The organism is Pseudomonas sp. B2M1-30 (assembly GCF_025447575.1).
Classification (GTDB): Bacteria; Pseudomonadota; Gammaproteobacteria; order Pseudomonadales; family Pseudomonadaceae; genus Aquipseudomonas; species Aquipseudomonas botevensis.
Map to the genome: position 1 here is coordinate 488,133 of NZ_JAOEJT010000004.1, position 16,185 is coordinate 504,317.

17 protein-coding genes and 2 pseudogenes are annotated in these 16,185 nt (G+C 51.2%); 3 read left to right on the forward strand and 16 right to left on the reverse strand.

Annotation, left to right across the window (positions count from 1 at the left end; all coding sequences use genetic code 11):
- Window positions 1-173 precede the first annotated feature (173 nt).
- Together N8H74_RS11670 and N8H74_RS11675 are read right to left on the reverse strand one after the other, a co-directional pair.
- A complete protein-coding gene (locus N8H74_RS11670) occupies window positions 174-1,226 on the reverse strand; it encodes a diguanylate cyclase (protein ID WP_262147722.1) in 1,053 nt (350 codons plus the stop codon).
- Window positions 1,227-1,383: 157 nt separating this feature from the next.
- Window positions 1,384-1,992, reverse strand: coding sequence for a TetR/AcrR family transcriptional regulator (locus N8H74_RS11675; RefSeq protein ID WP_262147662.1), 609 nt, complete (start codon window positions 1,990-1,992; stop codon window positions 1,384-1,386).
- Window positions 1,993-2,206: 214 nt separating this feature from the next.
- On the opposite strand from N8H74_RS11675, the gene N8H74_RS11680 reads away from it, so the two are divergent.
- Entirely contained in the window at window positions 2,207-3,277 is a 1,071-nt protein-coding gene (locus N8H74_RS11680) for an MBL fold metallo-hydrolase (protein WP_262147664.1), read from the forward strand.
- Here N8H74_RS11680 and N8H74_RS11685 read toward each other — a convergent pair.
- The 3 genes and pseudogenes from N8H74_RS11685 to N8H74_RS11695 all read right to left on the reverse strand — a co-directional run.
- Complete coding sequence (locus tag N8H74_RS11685) at window positions 3,265-3,579, reverse strand: helix-turn-helix domain-containing protein (protein WP_262147666.1); 315 nt, start codon at window positions 3,577-3,579, stop codon at window positions 3,265-3,267. The two genes, N8H74_RS11680 and N8H74_RS11685, sit on opposite strands and share 13 nt — an antisense overlap.
- A gap of 12 nt (window positions 3,580-3,591) precedes the next feature.
- Window positions 3,592-3,909, reverse strand: coding sequence for an XRE family transcriptional regulator (locus tag N8H74_RS11690; protein WP_262147668.1), 318 nt, complete (start codon window positions 3,907-3,909; stop codon window positions 3,592-3,594).
- A gap of 93 nt (window positions 3,910-4,002) precedes the next feature.
- Window positions 4,003-4,411 (reverse strand): annotated as a pseudogene (locus N8H74_RS11695) (AraC family transcriptional regulator); the annotation flags it as partial.
- A gap of 124 nt (window positions 4,412-4,535) precedes the next feature.
- On the opposite strand from N8H74_RS11695, the gene N8H74_RS11700 reads away from it, so the two are divergent.
- Window positions 4,536-5,726 (forward strand): hypothetical protein, encoded by a 1,191-nt coding sequence (locus N8H74_RS11700; protein WP_262147670.1) that lies wholly within the window; start codon window positions 4,536-4,538, stop codon window positions 5,724-5,726.
- A 3-nt stretch (window positions 5,727-5,729) separates the two neighbouring features.
- Here N8H74_RS11700 and N8H74_RS11705 read toward each other — a convergent pair whose 3' ends face one another.
- The 10 genes and pseudogenes from N8H74_RS11705 to N8H74_RS11745 all read right to left on the reverse strand — a co-directional run bounded on the left by N8H74_RS11705 (window position 5,730) and on the right by N8H74_RS11745 (window position 15,076).
- A complete protein-coding gene (locus N8H74_RS11705; RefSeq protein ID WP_262147672.1) occupies window positions 5,730-6,713 on the reverse strand; it encodes a hypothetical protein in 984 nt (327 codons plus the stop codon).
- 144 nt (window positions 6,714-6,857) lie between these two features.
- Window positions 6,858-7,583: an HNH endonuclease gene (locus N8H74_RS11710; RefSeq protein WP_262147673.1), complete on the reverse strand. Its 726-nt coding sequence runs from the start codon at window positions 7,581-7,583 to the stop codon at window positions 6,858-6,860.
- Between the two features lie 117 nt (window positions 7,584-7,700).
- Window positions 7,701-8,235: pseudogene (locus N8H74_RS11715) on the reverse strand (Bro-N domain-containing protein).
- A 471-nt stretch (window positions 8,236-8,706) separates the two neighbouring features.
- Window positions 8,707-9,672: a hypothetical protein gene (locus tag N8H74_RS11720; protein ID WP_262147675.1), complete on the reverse strand. Its 966-nt coding sequence runs from the start codon at window positions 9,670-9,672 to the stop codon at window positions 8,707-8,709.
- Window positions 9,665-11,497: a hypothetical protein gene (locus N8H74_RS11725; protein ID WP_262147677.1), complete on the reverse strand. Its 1,833-nt coding sequence runs from the start codon at window positions 11,495-11,497 to the stop codon at window positions 9,665-9,667. Before N8H74_RS11725 ends, N8H74_RS11720 begins: the two co-directional genes overlap by 8 nt.
- The gene (locus N8H74_RS11730; RefSeq protein ID WP_262147678.1) at window positions 11,487-12,032 is read right to left on the reverse strand and encodes a hypothetical protein; all 546 of its coding nucleotides are present in this window, start codon (window positions 12,030-12,032) and stop codon (window positions 11,487-11,489) included. The genes N8H74_RS11725 and N8H74_RS11730 overlap by 11 nt, the downstream gene beginning before the upstream one ends.
- 137 nt (window positions 12,033-12,169) lie before the next feature.
- Entirely contained in the window at window positions 12,170-12,580 is a 411-nt protein-coding gene (locus N8H74_RS11735) for a hypothetical protein (RefSeq protein WP_262147680.1), read from the reverse strand.
- Window positions 12,577-13,146, reverse strand: coding sequence for a DNA cytosine methyltransferase (locus N8H74_RS29340; protein ID WP_347710405.1), 570 nt, complete (start codon window positions 13,144-13,146; stop codon window positions 12,577-12,579). The genes N8H74_RS11735 and N8H74_RS29340 overlap by 4 nt, the downstream gene beginning before the upstream one ends.
- A complete protein-coding gene (locus N8H74_RS29345) occupies window positions 13,074-13,634 on the reverse strand; it encodes a DNA cytosine methyltransferase (protein ID WP_347710403.1) in 561 nt (186 codons plus the stop codon). Before N8H74_RS29345 ends, N8H74_RS29340 begins: the two co-directional genes overlap by 73 nt.
- A 191-nt stretch (window positions 13,635-13,825) precedes the next feature.
- The gene (locus N8H74_RS11745; RefSeq protein WP_217832935.1) at window positions 13,826-15,076 is read right to left on the reverse strand and encodes a ribonucleotide-diphosphate reductase subunit beta; all 1,251 of its coding nucleotides are present in this window, start codon (window positions 15,074-15,076) and stop codon (window positions 13,826-13,828) included.
- A 296-nt stretch (window positions 15,077-15,372) separates the two neighbouring features.
- Between N8H74_RS11745 and N8H74_RS11750 the strand changes: the two genes are divergently transcribed.
- Window positions 15,373-15,609: a hypothetical protein gene (locus N8H74_RS11750; RefSeq protein ID WP_262147683.1), complete on the forward strand. Its 237-nt coding sequence runs from the start codon at window positions 15,373-15,375 to the stop codon at window positions 15,607-15,609.
- 23 nt (window positions 15,610-15,632) lie between these two features.
- Here the strand turns inward: N8H74_RS11750 and N8H74_RS11755 are convergent, their stop codons facing one another.
- Window positions 15,633-15,893: a DUF2790 domain-containing protein gene (locus tag N8H74_RS11755; RefSeq protein WP_007951066.1), complete on the reverse strand. Its 261-nt coding sequence runs from the start codon at window positions 15,891-15,893 to the stop codon at window positions 15,633-15,635.
- Between the last annotated feature and the right edge of the window lie 292 nt (window positions 15,894-16,185).

Below are 16,185 nucleotides of genomic sequence, written 5' to 3' on the forward strand. Positions count from 1 at the left end.
GCTCCGGAAATAGGGCTTGAGGTGTTGTCCCTGTTCCCGCACTGGCAGGCCGAACGTGGATGGCGTTCGACGTGGACTGCATAATGCCAGCATCCTGGTTGGCGAGCAGATCTTATACAAACTGTTTGTTCATGTACAAGAAAACGAATGCGACAGCTTTTGTACAAGTTTTGTCAGACGCTGGAATGGCCCAACGCTACGCTGATTGTGTTACGGCCCGTGTGTTTGGCGGTATACAACGCTTTGTCGGCATCGTCCAGCCAGTCGAGTGCGTCGGGGTAAGCGCGTTGATAGCGCGCCAGTCCGATGCTCAGGCTGACCCGTAATTCGGGTACATCGGGGTGGCGGTATTGGTGCAGGGCCTGGCGCAGTTGCTCCATCAATGCTTCGGCCTTGGTCAACGGCAGGTTGGGCAGGATCACGCAGAACTCGTCGCCGCCATAGCGGCCGGCCAGATCACGCTGGTCCAGCAGGGATTTCAGTTCACGGCTCAGCTGGCGCAGTACCGTGTCGCCGACGATATGGCCGTAACTGTCGTTGATCACTTTGAAATGATCGATGTCGATCAGCGCCAGTGTGGCCTGGCTGTTGTGCTCGTGGCATTGCTGGAATTTCAGGTGCAGCAGGTCTTTCCAGGCGCCGTGGTTGAGCAGACCGGTCAGGCTGTCGGTGCGACTGAGGGCGCTGAGGGTGCGTTTGTGTTCCCCGAGTTTTATCGCCAGACGGTAACAGACCATGCCCAGGGCCAGCGGGTAGAGCGTGAGCATGGGCAGGCATGCCCAGACCTGAATCGGTGTGGTGGTGAGGCTGAACTTCACCCCGAAAATCGACCAGCCCAGCAGCACGCCAATCAGCTGAGCGAGGGCGCCAAGCATGCACAGTCGCTGACCGCCGGCCGCCACGTTGTTCATGGTCATCATCGACAGGATGGTGACGGTGGTCAGCGGATTGAATTGAAAGCTCGCGGCCCAGAAACCACCGAAGACCGAGTCATACAGCAGGTTGCGGCGTTCGGCGTGATAGGGAAATGCCGAGCGGGTCGACACCTGATAGGCCACATGAGGCCAGGCCAGACCATTGAACAGCAACAGAGCCCAGAGCCAGGCCGGCGGGTTCAACGGGTACAGCGCGGCACCGACACTGAACATGCCAATGCCCAGGCCAATGGCCCGTGGAAGGTAGATGCGCCTGGCGAATGACAAGCCTTTGCCGCGTTGGTTTTCCATGATGTTCTGCGCCAGATTCATTCTGAAACACTTTGCAGTGTAAAACTCTGACTGACCGGTCGTCGGCCAATTGGCAGACATTGTCATTTATTCCAGCGGGAATATTCAGTGTCCTTGTGAGCCATTTAACCGGGATAAAGGCTCGCGCAGTCCCGGTCTAGAGCTGGTAGCAGGCCAGAAACATGTCCAGAGCGGCCTCGACCACGGTGTTTTGCGTGGCGCTGTCGAGGGTAGGTTGGCCCATGGAAATCTGTGGCCAGAAGGCGAAGGCTTTCAGCAGACCTTGCACCTGATGCGCGGCGAATTCCGGGTCGACCGGTTTGAGTCGGCCAGCGGTCTGGGCGGCGCGGATCCACACAGTCACGCTTTCTTCGCGTTCGCGCATGCGCGCCACCATGTTCTGCGCGCGCTCCGGGGAGTGAATGGTGGCGGCGATGGCAACCCGCGCCAGGTTGAGAAAGTTTTCGTCGGCCATCAGCTGCAATTTGGCCAGCAGGATCTGGCGCAGTTGGTCGCGCAAAGGTTGCTCAGGTTGATAGGCCAGGGATTGCTCAGTGCTGATCCGCGCCCACAACTGGCCGAGAATTTCGGCGAACAGCTCCTCTTTACTCGGGAAATGGTTGTAAACGGTGCGCTTCGATACCCCGGCGGTCGCCGCAATCCTGTCCATGCTGGTGATGTCGAAACCGTTGGCGCGAAACTCGGTGATGGCCGCCTGAATGATGGCTTCGCGTTTACGGTCGGTGAGGCGCTGTGGAGCTGTCATAAATTCGATTCGGCAGAAAAAAGAGGAAATTACACTCGGCAGTTTACTTGTCATCCGGTTTGATGCAACCTAGAAACTACACCGATCAGTGTAATGTTGTCTTAATCGGTGCACCCTAAAACCAGATGTCCGGCTGATGCGTGCGTGCCTTGGCCCTTTATCGTCCCACCGTGGAAAACCGTGAATTGTTCGGTTTTTCTGGAGTCATTCATTCATGGCCAATTCAATTTCCTCCGCGAATCACGACTCGACAAACGCGGCATCCACGCCTGAAGCCTCCCGGCAGGATCAGGGACTGTTCCGCAACCATGCCCCGGTGCAACGGGAAGGCGTACGCAAGATGCTGCGAATCATGTGGAACATGATCTTCCACAAACCCCACAACACCCGCCCCGCAGGGGCCATCCCGGTGCAGCCCCTGACCCGCGAAGACCTGCTGGCGGCGCCTAACCACAGCGTTTACCGCCTTGGTCACTCGACCCTGCTGCTGAAGATGCAGGACAAATTCTGGATCACCGACCCGGTGTTCGCCGAGCGCGCTTCTCCGGTGCAATGGGCCGGCCCGAAACGTTTCCACCAGCCACCGATCAGCATCGATGAGTTGCCACCGATCGAAGCGGTGATCCTGTCGCACAACCACTACGACCATCTCGACTACGAGGCCGTGCTCAAACTCGCGGCCAAGACCAACGTCTTCCTGACCCCGTTGGGCGTCGGCGACACCCTGGTCAAATGGGGCATCGACGCCGATAAAGTCCGCCAGTTCGACTGGTGGCAAGGCACCGAGGTCGCCGGTATTCGTTTCATCGCCACCCCGTCGCAACACTTTTCAGGCCGTGGGCTGTTCGACAGCAACGCCACCCTGTGGGCGTCCTGGGTGATGATCGATGGTGACAAACGCATCTTCTTCAGCGGCGACAGCGGCTACTTCAACGGCTTCAAACGCATCGGCGAACAATACGGCCCGTTCGACCTGACTTTGATGGAAACCGGCGCCTACAACGTCGAATGGCCCCACGTTCACATGCAGCCCGAAGAAACCCTGCAAGCCCACATCGACCTCAAGGGTCGCTGGCTCTTCCCGATCCACAACGGCACCTTCGACCTGGCCATGCACGCCTGGCACGAACCTTTCGACCGCATCCTCGCCCTGGCCTGGGAGCGCAGCGTCTCCATCACCACCCCGCAAATGGGCGAGGCCTTCAACCTGGCGCAACCGCAGCGGGGGAGTACGTGGTGGCTGGCGGTTGAAGGGGAGGGTGAGGTTGTTGTTCAGAGCGCTTGAGGCTTTGACCTGATTCGCTCTGCGGAGCGAATCAGGTCACTTCCGTCGCCGGTTCCCGACAACCGATTAATGTAGTGCTCAATCGTGATTATCGGCACCTCTCGAAACTTGCCACGAAGGATCTCTTTCAGCTTTACCAAAGAAAGCTCAAGCTTGCGTGCTGCCTCTGCTTCACAGGTGCCAAGCGTTTTGATGAGCTCGGCCAGTTGGCTAACGCGTTCCGATTTACCTCGCATATCCTCGGCATCGGCAAGTTCTAAAGACTGATAAACATCACGTTCGATTTCTTCAATTTTGATCATGTCCTTGAGCCTTCATTCAGCCATCGCAAAATCCCCACGCTCCACACTCTCCGGTGTCACCCCCTTCAAACTCGCACTGCGCCCCGGCGCAAACCCCGGGAAGAACACCAACCCCTGTGCCTCAAACCGATAGGCCAGCGCCAACCGTGTCGCATCCGCCACATCCTGCTGCGCTTCAAACCCCTGAATGTCGTCTACCGAAACCTCGGCCTCCCGCGACAGTTGCTCCACGCTCCAGCCGAGCATTACCCGGGCCTGTACGCAATGGGTCGGGGTGAACTGGAAGAGGGCGATACGTTCGAGAATGAGGTTCATCGCTAAAGAGGCCATGGTGTGCTCCGGGCTCGAGAGTGCTGATGGAAAATATACTGTGTTTTTGTACAGTTGTTTTCGGCCGGGATCAAACGCATTTTTTGATTTGCCCTACTTCGCCGCCTTCAACCAGACGGACGGTGCCTGACCGAGGATGCGGCGGGACATGGTCGAGAATGCCGCCGGGCTTTCATCGCCGAAATCCAGGGCGACTCTCGTCACGGCTTCCCCCGCCGCCAGCCGTGCCAGCGCCTGTACAACGCAGGCTCGCTGGCGCCATTGGCTGAAACTCAGGCCGGTTTGCTGTCGGAACGGTCTGTTGAAGGTGCGTAAGCTTACGTGTAAGTCAACCGCCCATTGCAGGGGTGGCAGGTGGGCATTCGGCTGATACAGAAACTTCTGACACCGCTCCCAGTAGTTTTCCGTCAGACGGAAGGGGGATATGCAAGGGCAGTGGCGCACTGCGCGCCAATTCGTACAGCAGCAAATCCATCAGCGTTCCATTGCGGCTGGTCTGGTCGCGGTTTATCGCGTTGGAGTCGAACCTCGATTCCTTCATGCAGTGCAGTCATAATCCGCCCCGAATTTCCCAGCGTCGGTTTTCATGCCCCGACGCTGCCCCCACTCCATTCAAGGATCGATCAATGCTCAAGGGACTGATGCGCCTCGCACCCTGCGCCGCTGTGTTGTGCTCTCTGATTTCCACCGCTCACGCCGACGAGGGCAAGCGCGTATTCACCGGCACCTTGGGCAAAACGCCGATCGTCGTCGAACTCAATACCGCACAGCAGGACGAAGTGACCGGCCGTTACTTCTACGAGAAGTACCATCGTGACCTGCCCCTCAGTGGCGCGTTGCTGGACAGCACGCTGACTCTGGTTGAAGGTAACAATCGTTATGGCGACGACAAACCGCTGCCGACCTTGAAGCTGGAAGAAACCGCCGATGGCTGGCAGGGCGAGTGGCAAAGTCCGCAGGGCAAGAAGCTCGCCGTACAACTGTCGGAAGCCAAACTTGCCGCGCCGTCATCCAATGCGCTGCCTTTTATTGCCGCGCTGCCGGCCAGCGATCCGTACGAATATTTGCGTGTCCAGGGGCTCAAGCTCAAACCGCTGAAGAAGCAGGACTTCATGGGCTACACCCTGCAATGGTGGACGGAGCCAGACTCGAAGATTTCCTTGTTCAGCGTGGAATCCGGTCTGCCGAAAGATGACCTGCAACGGGTCAATCAGCAGTTGCTCGGGCGGTTGTGGAGCGAGGTCATCAGCTATCACGGTTGTCAGTTGATGGGCGGGGAAAACGTCGAGTTCATGCAGCAGGCGGAACCCAAGCTGATTTCGCCAGCGGTGGTCAGCCTGAACATCTCCACCAGTTATTACTGCGGCGGCGCGCACCCGGACTTCGGCGATTCCCCGCTCAACATCGACGTCAACACCGGCCACCCGTTGTCGCTGGAAGATGTGTTGTGGGTCGGCAAAGGGCAGCCGCTGCTCCATGCCGAGCGCGACAGCCTGGGTGACAAACCGTTGAGCGAAAGCGAAAGTGCCGCGCGCTCAACTTATCAACGGGAAGTCCTGGTGCCGTGGCTGATCAAACAATTCACCGCGTTGTACCCCGAAGAAATGAAGAAGCCGACTCAGGAAGACGACTGCGACTTCACCGATGAAAGCATCTGGGGTTATTCGTCCTGGCACTTCACCGCGAAAGGCCTGTACCTGGGCCCTTACTTCGCCCGCGTACAACGCTCGTGCGACGCGCCGGACTGGTCGATCCTGCCGTACTCGGTGGTCAAACAGCATCCCGGCGCGGTGAAACTGCAACTGCCGCAGAACTAAGCGTCACGCCAGGCCCGGCGCTTCGCGCACAATGAAGTGGTCGAGGTTCTCGATATTCACACTGAACACCCCGAACGTCTGTTCGGGGTTTTTCTTGCTCGGCACTTGCTTCAGCTCCGGCGTCACGCCGTAGAAGAAACAGAACAACGCTTTATCACTGTCGATCGCGTGTTTGATCTCTTCCAGAAACGCCTTGCGCTTGCGGTAGTTGTCGATCAGCTTCTTGCTCAAATAGACATTCACCGAATACGGCTTCTTCTTCGCCTCATTCGCCTGCTTGAACCAGACCTTCTGCTCGAAATCGATGCGAAAACTCTGGGTGTAATCCTTGATCTCCTTGATCTTGCCCCAGTAAATCAGCCCCCTGTTATCCAGCAGATACTCGATCTTCTTGAAAAACGAGCCATAAGGCGCCGTATGCTCGCCGACCTTCAACGGCATGCGCTTGAGCAGCTCCTTGTCGGCGAAGTTCGACACAAAACACTCCACCGGGTGGGCGAAGACACTGGTCTTGTCCGGCGCCGTCTCACGGCTCGCCGACTCTTTAGCACTTACCCCAGCGACCCGTACCGGATCATCGCGCAACACATTCGCTTCCACCTTGGGCGCCGCAGGCTTGCGCACATACTCACGCCGAGTCAGTAACAACTCCGACGGAAAATGCTCCTCCGGCCCACCATCCACCTCGCCATCCGCCGCCTCAACGCCCGACCCCGGAGTCTTCAAACTCACATACGGACAGCCCGCCACATGCTGCGTCGTGGGCAGGTTCTTGAAATGCGGAGTGCGCACGTAATTCACGTTCTTGGCGTTGAACGTGCCCAGCTCATTCGACGCATCGAAGGCCGAACGACAGGCATCGTTGGGGCACTGGAAGTGTTCCTTCGCAGAATCGAACGCCACCGTCTCATCGAAATTCAGATCGCGAACGTCATAGATCGACAACTTGTCGTCGAGGCTGAGGCAGTAGGCTAGATCGAATTTCATGGCGGGGCTCGGGTCCTTGAGTGGTGGAGGGGTATTAATAGCGGGTGGTGGGGTGGGTTGCACTGATTGTTTTCAGGATGGATTTTTGGCCCTGACAGTTGCCATTTTTTGTGGCGAGAGAAAACTCCTTCGCCACTAACTGAATCAGCTCACCAAATAACGTTCTAGGCGTTTCACTTTTTCATAAAGCGACTCGGTGAATTCATCCTTGTCGCTTGAGTAGTGACAACGGCGATGGCAATTCGGGCACAGGGCCACGGCATTTGTTGTCCAGTCTGGGCCATCATTGGCGAGATGCTGAACGTGGTGTACCTCAAGAAAGTGTGAACCATTTGGAAGTTTGAACGGAGCTTCTAGTCCACACCCTTCGCAAATACCGTTGGCATTTTTCAGAACCCAAAGCTTGGTCAACGGATCACGTGAAAATGTTGTTTTTGTACCGACGGTCTGTTGCGGTTTCTCGATACCGCGTGGAATGCCAACCAACTCACGTTGTTCCAGTCTTGAAACCTTGGCGTTCAGCGCTTGGTCGTCAGCCGTTGGTGAATAGTCGTCTGGATCGAAAGCCCCCTTCGCAATCATCGCAGCACGAACCCGTTGTGCTACTCCCGCACCGAGGTGTTTGGCAGGCAGGTAGCCGATGATATATGGCAGACACAAATCGCTGAGTTCGGTGGAGATGTTACGCATTCGGAACTCAATAGAACCTCTACTCCGATTCTTCAGCACACCTTCGCGCAGCAGCCGGTTCTCGTGCGCCTTGTTGAGCCTCTGACCACTTTTTTCAATCGCAAGCATCTTGAGATAACCATCGACCGCCGCTTCTAGTTCTTCGTCACTCCAATCAGTTTTTTCTTTTTCGATGTCCATAAGATCGCCGAGGGTTGTGAACCCTCGGACGATACTGAGTGGCCATTACGGATGTCTACGAAAACTCCTACAAAAAATAGCAACGGATCTCGCGATTGATCCTACAAGCGTATGTCACTAACCGAGTGAATGCTTCGACGGCTGAAGCACCTGCGCGACTTTTCGCCACCAAGGCTTGGCAACCGATTCCCGCCGTTGGGCCTGACCTTCCAGCAGATACGGCATATCCCGCAGCCGAATCCAGCCTTCATCCTGCCAATGCAGCAGGCTCAACGACATCTCCGACCAGTTCAACAAGCTCAACGTTGGTCGATCCGTGTTCTCTGGAGACTCTGCATCGCGCAACGTTGGCACGACTTGATTGGTCAGCCATTCACGCAGCAACCGGTTCTCGGGCGCGTAGTGGTACACGCAATAGTGCGTACACCCCCGACTCACTGAGCATCAGTTGCTTTGCAGGTTGCCTGTAATACTCGACCCACAAAACACGATGCTGATCTTTGTCCAATTTACTGACCAAACGATCACTCAGATGTACGCCCATCAATCGGCCAATATCGCGAGCACAGAACCATGCTTGGTTTTCAAGTAAAACCGCATGAAGAGCCAGGTTGTGGCGGGAGAAGACTGTTACAGAAAAAGGATCAGACACGACCGGCCTCCAAAACTTGGTGGCGGTGGGGAAGGTTGCTTCTAGGCATATCGATGACCTCTACGTTTGAATTTTTGGAGGGCCGGCTCCAACGTAGAGTGGACTTAAGAAATCCCAACAAGCGGGACAACCACACACCACGCGGATCAATCATCAGAGATGATCGTGCGTTTGTGTCATTAGCCAAGCTTTCTACATTGGGCGTTTCTTAGGCACCTAGAGCTGTTTATGAGTTGGAGATATAGAGAGTATTCTTAAAGATCTGTAGGAGATTTATTAGTGGGTGAGGTGTTAAATTTGTTAGAGTTTTTTGTATATTGTAAGCGCAAGGATAGGAGGGGGTATTTATGAGTTTAATAATTAATGTTTGATTTTTGTGAGGCTTGGTCTCTTATCCATATATAGGGTTTAAGGGGGGGAGCCTGACATTTTATTTTTTGTCAGGCTAGCTGTGTGCGACTGATAAAATCGTCAAAGCTTTATGATGGTGATTTCTTTTCCGGGAGATGCGTACCCCAAGATATTATATTCGGCTGGTTGAGCGTAGCATATTTGTATGTCTGGCATCTCTAGTGCGGCGAGAGCTGCGCCCACTGTTGATATTTTTGTATTTAGTGGACATATAACGATGTTCTCATTCGGGAACTGACTTATGTAGCTCTCCAAAGAGGACTTTGTGAAAAAAGGGTCAGTGCATGAAAATTCTAAGTTGTGAGGACTGTCTATCGATCTGGGGTTTTCCAGAAAATTATTGAGGATGTTCTGAGCAAATCCAAGGTTTGTTAGGTGGTGTTCTTCGGATACAGAATGGTCCTTAGCCCCATAGGCGATCGTCAGTCTAGAAGGCTCATATCTATTTATAACTTCCGTAGAGCGCTCGGTCTCGAAGCCCACCATAATTATTAAGTGAAGTTTTTTTGAAGGTAACATTGTCCCTGGAAAGCCAAGTATGGAGCGAATGTCAACAACCCCTCGACTCAGCCACTTTTGATCTTTAGAGGTGTTGAAGCTGTACTCGTCTGCTCCTGTGTATAAGAGGGTTGTGCCTTTTAATAGGTTTTTACTTTGGAGTAGCCCCATGAATGCAACTAGCATTTCGTGAGAGAGGGAGGTAATGTCAACAACAATTTCCTTACCCCTTATGCCAGGCTCTTCAAGCTTTTCCTGGATCAGATCAATCGTTTCTATTAGTGATTTAGAGTCTGCACCTAAAATTTCTGAATTTGGCCCTGCTGAAGAAATAAAAGCTTCACCATAATTTGTTTGCGGTGTTCCTACCCGGGGTGGGTTAAGCAACCCTATGATTTTTTTTGGAGTTGATGGATTTATATTTTGTATCGCACACAAGCTTCTCTGGTCGAACCCTAAACCTAAGAAAAGAACAAAGTCCTTATTCAGAAGCTCGCTATTTAGCTCTGAAAGAGGGATTTTACTCATGGTCAATTTCTCCAAGTAGAGACATTTGTGGCGACTCAATCAATACCTTCTCTGGGCCATACTTGCGTAACCGATTTACGAATTTGCTTGGGTTTTCGGAAACTTCAAGTAGAAAACCGCTTTTTAATGAGAGGTAATTAGAGAATCCCATTGGGTCTAATTTGAAAGCGGGTGCCAACCTTCTGGATAGTACGTACAGCTTTGTTCTTCCCATTCCAGTTTTATTTCCAGTGGCATCTTCATATAAATAACCAAACTTCACCCCCATTTTTAGTATTTCTTCCAATTCTTTAGGAGGGTTGTCACTGATAACAAAGGAGAAGACTCGACGTTGAGATGCTCGTTCATCCATGATATGAGCTTGGAAAAGTGAACCGATACCTTGTATCAAGTTTTTTAGCTTGTCGATGTTTCCTAGGTTTGCCGAAATGTCTGGATAATTCTGTGCATCGTCTTTTATTTCATCAAATTTTGAAATTAAAAGCTCATCGGATTGTTGCCGGATTTCATCGTCTTGAATAACAGCGGAAATAGAGGTGACAGGCTTTCCATCGTTGACTTTTATCTGGTCTGCGAACATCCTTGCTGCTGGTTCTAGGAAAAATCTTATTATTCCTGAAGAAATATGAACCAACTGTTCAAAACCTGCGTATTTATACCGAGCGCCTTGCTTTGATGTTCCTGAAAGACGCCTAATGTATTCTGGCCTAGCAAATCTGTATGCATCATCGCCAGCGCGATAGCCCCCAGTAGTAGAGCTGATCCATCGCTTATTTATTTCCTCTGATATAGTACGTATTTCGTTTTCTTGATCATTATCTACAGGGAAAAAATCTGCGGGGTTGATATCCCCAAATCCGAAGCGACGCAAACGTTTTTCAACTATTTGCTCTACAAGCTTAGGGTAGTTATCTTTTAAAGACCCCGTATAAACGGAAGTGAAGTTTATTTCCGAATAGTCATGAGGCGCTTCAATTTTAATTCCAGAAGAGGTGGTGAATGTTTTGTATCCCATCTGGGTAGATATTTTTAAAGAAACGACATCTGTGCTTCTATAAGAAACCCATGTGTTCAGAACTTTTGTTTGTTGTAGCGTTAAGTTGTCCGCGTCATCCAGTAGGAAAAATACGGGGCAGTCTGGGAGTATCTGGTTTTCCCGAAGAGCCCGAATTACGGGTAGTAGTACGTCCTGAAAGCCGAGTAACGACCCCGAGTAAGGGAAGTAGTCTTTTGAAAAGGCTCTACGTTTTATGTAACCAACAGTTTCTGCTTGTAGAGAGTCGAAGATGTCAATTATCGCTGAGAGTGATGTGTTGTTTTCAGCGATATGTTTTTTTGCATCCCAGCCAACGTACTCTAATCTTTTGTAAAGTACGGATAATGCAAAGTTAGATAATTTTGTGTTTGGCTCAATGTTTGCGCTGAAAAATGTATGATGGGCGGAGATGGAAACGAACAGTGAACTTAATATTTTTGTTACTAGAACATGTTCGGAGAAGATAAACCCGCTTGGCTCACTTTCTATTCTTGAGTACTCAGCTGAGTTTACTTCGGTTGCTTTAATTGAAAGATATGCTCCATAGAATGGGAGGTCTTGTAATGAGCAACCTCTTGCGAGACATTGAGCTCCCGGAGTCATCATTTTTAGCATCATACTTTTACCACTGCCCCGATGGCCGTGTAAAAATTGATGACCGCTCAACTGAAGGTTGTCATATTCTGGATACGGGACGAATAAATCGACAAGCTCTTCTGAACTAAGGTTTTCTGGGGTTTTTACAGAAAACGGATTAACCTTTAGCTCTGAAATTATATTACCTTCCATTGCTCTCTCCTGAGATGGTTGTAATGTACTTGGCGGCATAGTCGGAACCGCAATAAGCTTTCAGTTGGGATTTTAAACTTGAATGCACGTTTTCCGGGTACCCTTCGTCCATTAGCTCAGGTACAGGTATCTTATCCAGTGTTTCGTGAGTTTTAGAATCTACAATTTCGATGCTTGCGCGTATAGATTCTACTGCGTAAGTTCCTCTAGTGTGAATGTTGCAGTATTTTCTCTCTCGATCCATTTTTTCAAGTCGATCTAAAATTTCGTCAATTAAATAAACCGATTTGATGACGGATCCATCTTCTTGCTTTCGTTCCTCACATCCCCAACTTTGTGATACGTCGTCGGTTGTTAGTACAAATTGAATATTGACTCTTCTATCATCGGATCCGTAAACCGAGCCAAGTATTGAAGCCGCGTATTTGTGATAAATTAAATTGTGTGTGGGTAAATTGCCATGTTTTAGTAAATATTTAGCCGCCCTTCCGCTGTTTTCACAAATTTCATCCGCAAAACGAACAATTGCGGCCAATAAGCGCGACCTTATCTTAATTGTTCCTACTAGATCACTGCTGTTTAAAGTGCCAATGGTGTCGCGGCTTCCGTTAACTTTTCCGCCATGGGCCTCTGCTATACGTGCTATTATTTTTAATTCGGATGTATCGCCCCCTAGTAACTCGCTATGTTCCCGTAAAAACTGGAAGCATTTTTTTCATGATCGTCACGTCCGTGGATGTTGCCAACATCATGAATTCGAATCGCTACTAATAATATATATAGCTCGTAGGGCTGTAAAATTTTCCAATTTGCGATGTCTTCTATATCGGCATTTAATAAATCGCCAGCATATCGAACAACTTCATCGAAATGTTCCGCATTATGTGCCGTGTAGTATCCTGGAGTTTTTGAGTTTACACCAAGGCCGGTATCAATTTGTGGATAGATATCTACACGTAGTTTGTTCAAGAAACTGCAGTACTGAATGAAGTAATCATTATGCATTCTAGGAAATTTTGTAGCTTCCTTGCATTTTTCCTTAAGAATCACTTCTAAGGCCTGCATAGTGTTCAGCTCAGTCATTTTGTCGTACTCATTATCATGTCGAACACAGCTTTAGCGAGCAGTGGGGGAACTGCATTACCTACCTGTTGTTGTTGAAATCCGATAGAGCCATAAAATCTGAACGAATCCGGGAAAGACTGTAATCGAGCCGCTTCTCTGACAGAAAGACCTCTATTTTCCCAGGGATGTATCAGCATGTTTTTTCTGAAGTTACCTATTACTACTGAGGGTTCGTCAGATTTCAATCGTCTGTAAATCCCAGTGTGGCAACGGGATGCGTCTTTATAGTTTTCCATCAAGTGTACTGGGATGTTTTCCCAGTTACCGCCCTCTGGGATGTGTTCATATCGTTCAATGATATATGGTGCGTTATTTGTAACGATATTATTCCAGCATGCTTTGTTTTTTCCGCGAATTTTTTTTGCATACGCTGTGCTGGCTTTCATTAGATATTCGGAGTGATCTCGTTTATCTCCATTTTTTAACTGAGGTAGGTCTGCAATTGCATCTTTTACTGTAATGTGTTTTTTGCGGTTTTTGGTGGCGGAGGTACAGTGATTCCATGGAGAGAGCCAATTATGAATAAACGATTTCTCTTCTGCGGTACGCCATAATCCGCGGAATTTAGTATAAAGGTACTTGTAGTGTATCCAATGTCGGAAAAACCTTTTAATACTTCTGCTAAAAAGTATCCGCTTTCTGTTTCTAATAGACCTTTAACATTTTCGAATACTATCCAGTCAGGCCTGCTTTCCTGTACTAGTCTCAAATATTCTCGAAAAAGCCAGTTATTCGGATTCTCAACATTTCTATTCTTTTGATTAGATGTTGAGAAACCTTGGCATGGAGGGCCTCCGAAAAGAACAATTGGTCCTTTAGTTTTAAGAACCATGTGCTCTTTTGCGCGAATATCCTTGACGTTGGCCTGTAATAGGCACGTTTCAATATGATTTTCACGAAAGGTTTTTGCTGCATTCGGGTCAGATTCGACTGCGAATTTCACCTTCACGCCGCTCATTTCGGCACCGACGGACATCCCACCAGCACCGCAGAACAAATCGATTCCTAGCACTTCCTGTCACTTCTCGAAAAATTGATAGGTTGCCAAAAGGCAATTTAGAAAATTTTATTAAAATTCTAATAACGTCATGGATCTTAAAAGTCAAGCTAGTAAATTCTTGGTTTGGGCATAGAAAAAGCCCCGATTTACGGGGCTTTTTCTATGGTGATGGGTAGTAACAGGTCAAATACCAGCGGGATTGATCAGTCCCAGCTCAACGCCCCACCAGTCTGATACTCAATAACCCGAGTCTCAAAGAAGTTCTTCTCCTTCTTCAAGTCCATGATCTCGCTCATCCAAGGGAACGGGTTAGTCGTCCCTGGATACTCTTCCTTCAAACCAATCTGGCTCAGACGACGGTTAGCGATGAACTTCAGGTAGTCCTCCATCATCGCCGCGTTCATGCCCAGTACGCCGCGAGGCATGGTGTCGCGGGCGTATTCGATTTCCAGTTGAGTACCTTGCAGGATCATCTGCGAAGCTTCTTCCTTCATTTCGGCATCCCACAGGTGTGGGTTTTCGATTTTGATCTGGTTGATCACGTCGATGCCGAAGTTCAGGTGCATGGATTCGTCGCGCAGGATGTATTGGAACTGCTCGGCGACGCCGGTCATTTTGTTGCGGCGGCCCATGGAGAGGATCTGGGTGAAGCCGCAGTAGAAGAAGATGCCTTCCAGGACGCAGTAGTAGGCGATCAGGTTGCGCAGCAGCTCTTTGTCGGTTTCGACGGTGCCGGTGTTGAATTCCGGGTCGGAGATGGCGCGGGTGTATTTGAGGCCCCAGGCGGCTTTTTTCGCTACCGACGGGATCTCGTGGTACATGTTGAAGATTTCGCCTTCATCCATGCCCAGCGATTCGATGCAGTACTGGTAGGCGTGGGTGTGGATCGCCTCTTCGAAGGCCTGGCGCAGGATGTACTGGCGGCATTCCGGATTGGTGATCAGGCGGTACACGGCCAGGGCCAGGTTGTTGGCTACCAGGGAGTCGGCGGTGGAGAAGAAGCCGAGGTTGCGCATCACGATGCGGCGCTCGTCGTCGGTCAGGCCTTCCGGGTTTTTCCAGAGGGCGATGTCGGCGGTCATGTTGACTTCTTGCGGCATCCAGTGGTTTGCGCAGCCGTCCAGGTATTTCTGCCAGGCCCAGTCGTACTTGAAGGGCACGAGCTGGTTGAGGTCGGCGCGGCAGTTGATCATGCGCTTTTCGTCAACGGCGACACGGGCGGCGGAGCCTTCGAGTTCGGCGAGGCCTTCGGCGACGTCGAGGGAATCCAGTGCAGCCTTGGCGCGGGCCACGGCGGCCGAGTCTTCGGCGGTCACGGCGCGGGCTTCGAGGGCGGCGGCACCGCCGGCGCTGTCGAGGCGGTCCATGTTGGCTTCAGCGGCGTGGCCGGCGTTGGCGCCTTTCACTACGGCTTCTTCACTGTCTTCTTTGTCGAATTCGTCCCAGCTCAGCATGACGTGTCGTCTCCTGCGTGAGGGCCAGATGCCCGTGTGAAACCTGATGGTTGGTTTTTCACACGGCCGTACTGGCCGCGTTGGATAGCGTTTTTTGCAGCGATGCGACGCAGGCAAATAAACATGGATTTTGTACGGGGTTCCGAGAGCCTCTGATGGGCGCAATCAGCGTTGGACGCTGCTGCGGGGCTTCAGATTGGCTGTTGATCCCTGTAAGGGAATATTGCTGACCCGATTAGGGCGGCATTATAGGGAAAAAAATATGCTTGTGGGGGGAGGCGAATCGGCGCAGGTGCGTGAAACGGGAGGGTGATTTCAGTCGGAGCGAGGGTTTACAGGGCTTTGATCGAGATTGGCTATGCGGGATTTTTTTTCAATTATTTTTCTGCCGGGCGACGATTGTTCAAGAAGTGATCAAAAAAACACTATTTTCACTACATGTTGTGTTTCGCAATCCTTTTTTGCCTCTCCAGACACAACTGAGCCCGACCGAAGCCGGGCTGGAATCGACGCTCAGCGAGGCGCTGAAATGATCGATTCGGTGCAGTCTGAATCATCAATTGGTGCAGCCGTTGCCCATGATGCTGTAACGCAGGATGTGACGCTGGCCGGTGGAGTCGTCGTACTCCATTTTCATCGGAACCACTTCGCAGACATTGGGTACTTCGCTCATCGATACAACTTTGGCGATGTCCAGATGAGTGGAGTAAGTGTATTCCTCGATGGCCGGTTGTTGCTGTGCGACATCAGTCGGGACCTCGTCTGCCATGGCGGTTGCGCACAGACTGCTGAGGGCCAGAACCAATAAAGCTTTCATTTCAAAGTTACCTTCTTGAGGTCGAGTGGGGTCACGCAACCTTTTTGGGGTTGCGTGTGGAACTTCATTGCTTTGATTCATTACTTGGAGCGCTGGATTAACGGCCTTCGTGGGGGCTGTAACGTTGTTAATCGCTTTGCCTTGTCGGCGAGGTGAATTTTAGGGAGGCGGGGGAGGGGTAAACAGCCGTGGTTTTGATAAACACCTTTGGCAGATTTGGTAACAATCGCGCCGCAGAATGAAAAATCACCGCTTCGCCAGTGCCGGCGGGGCCGTGGATGTTGGGGCTGGC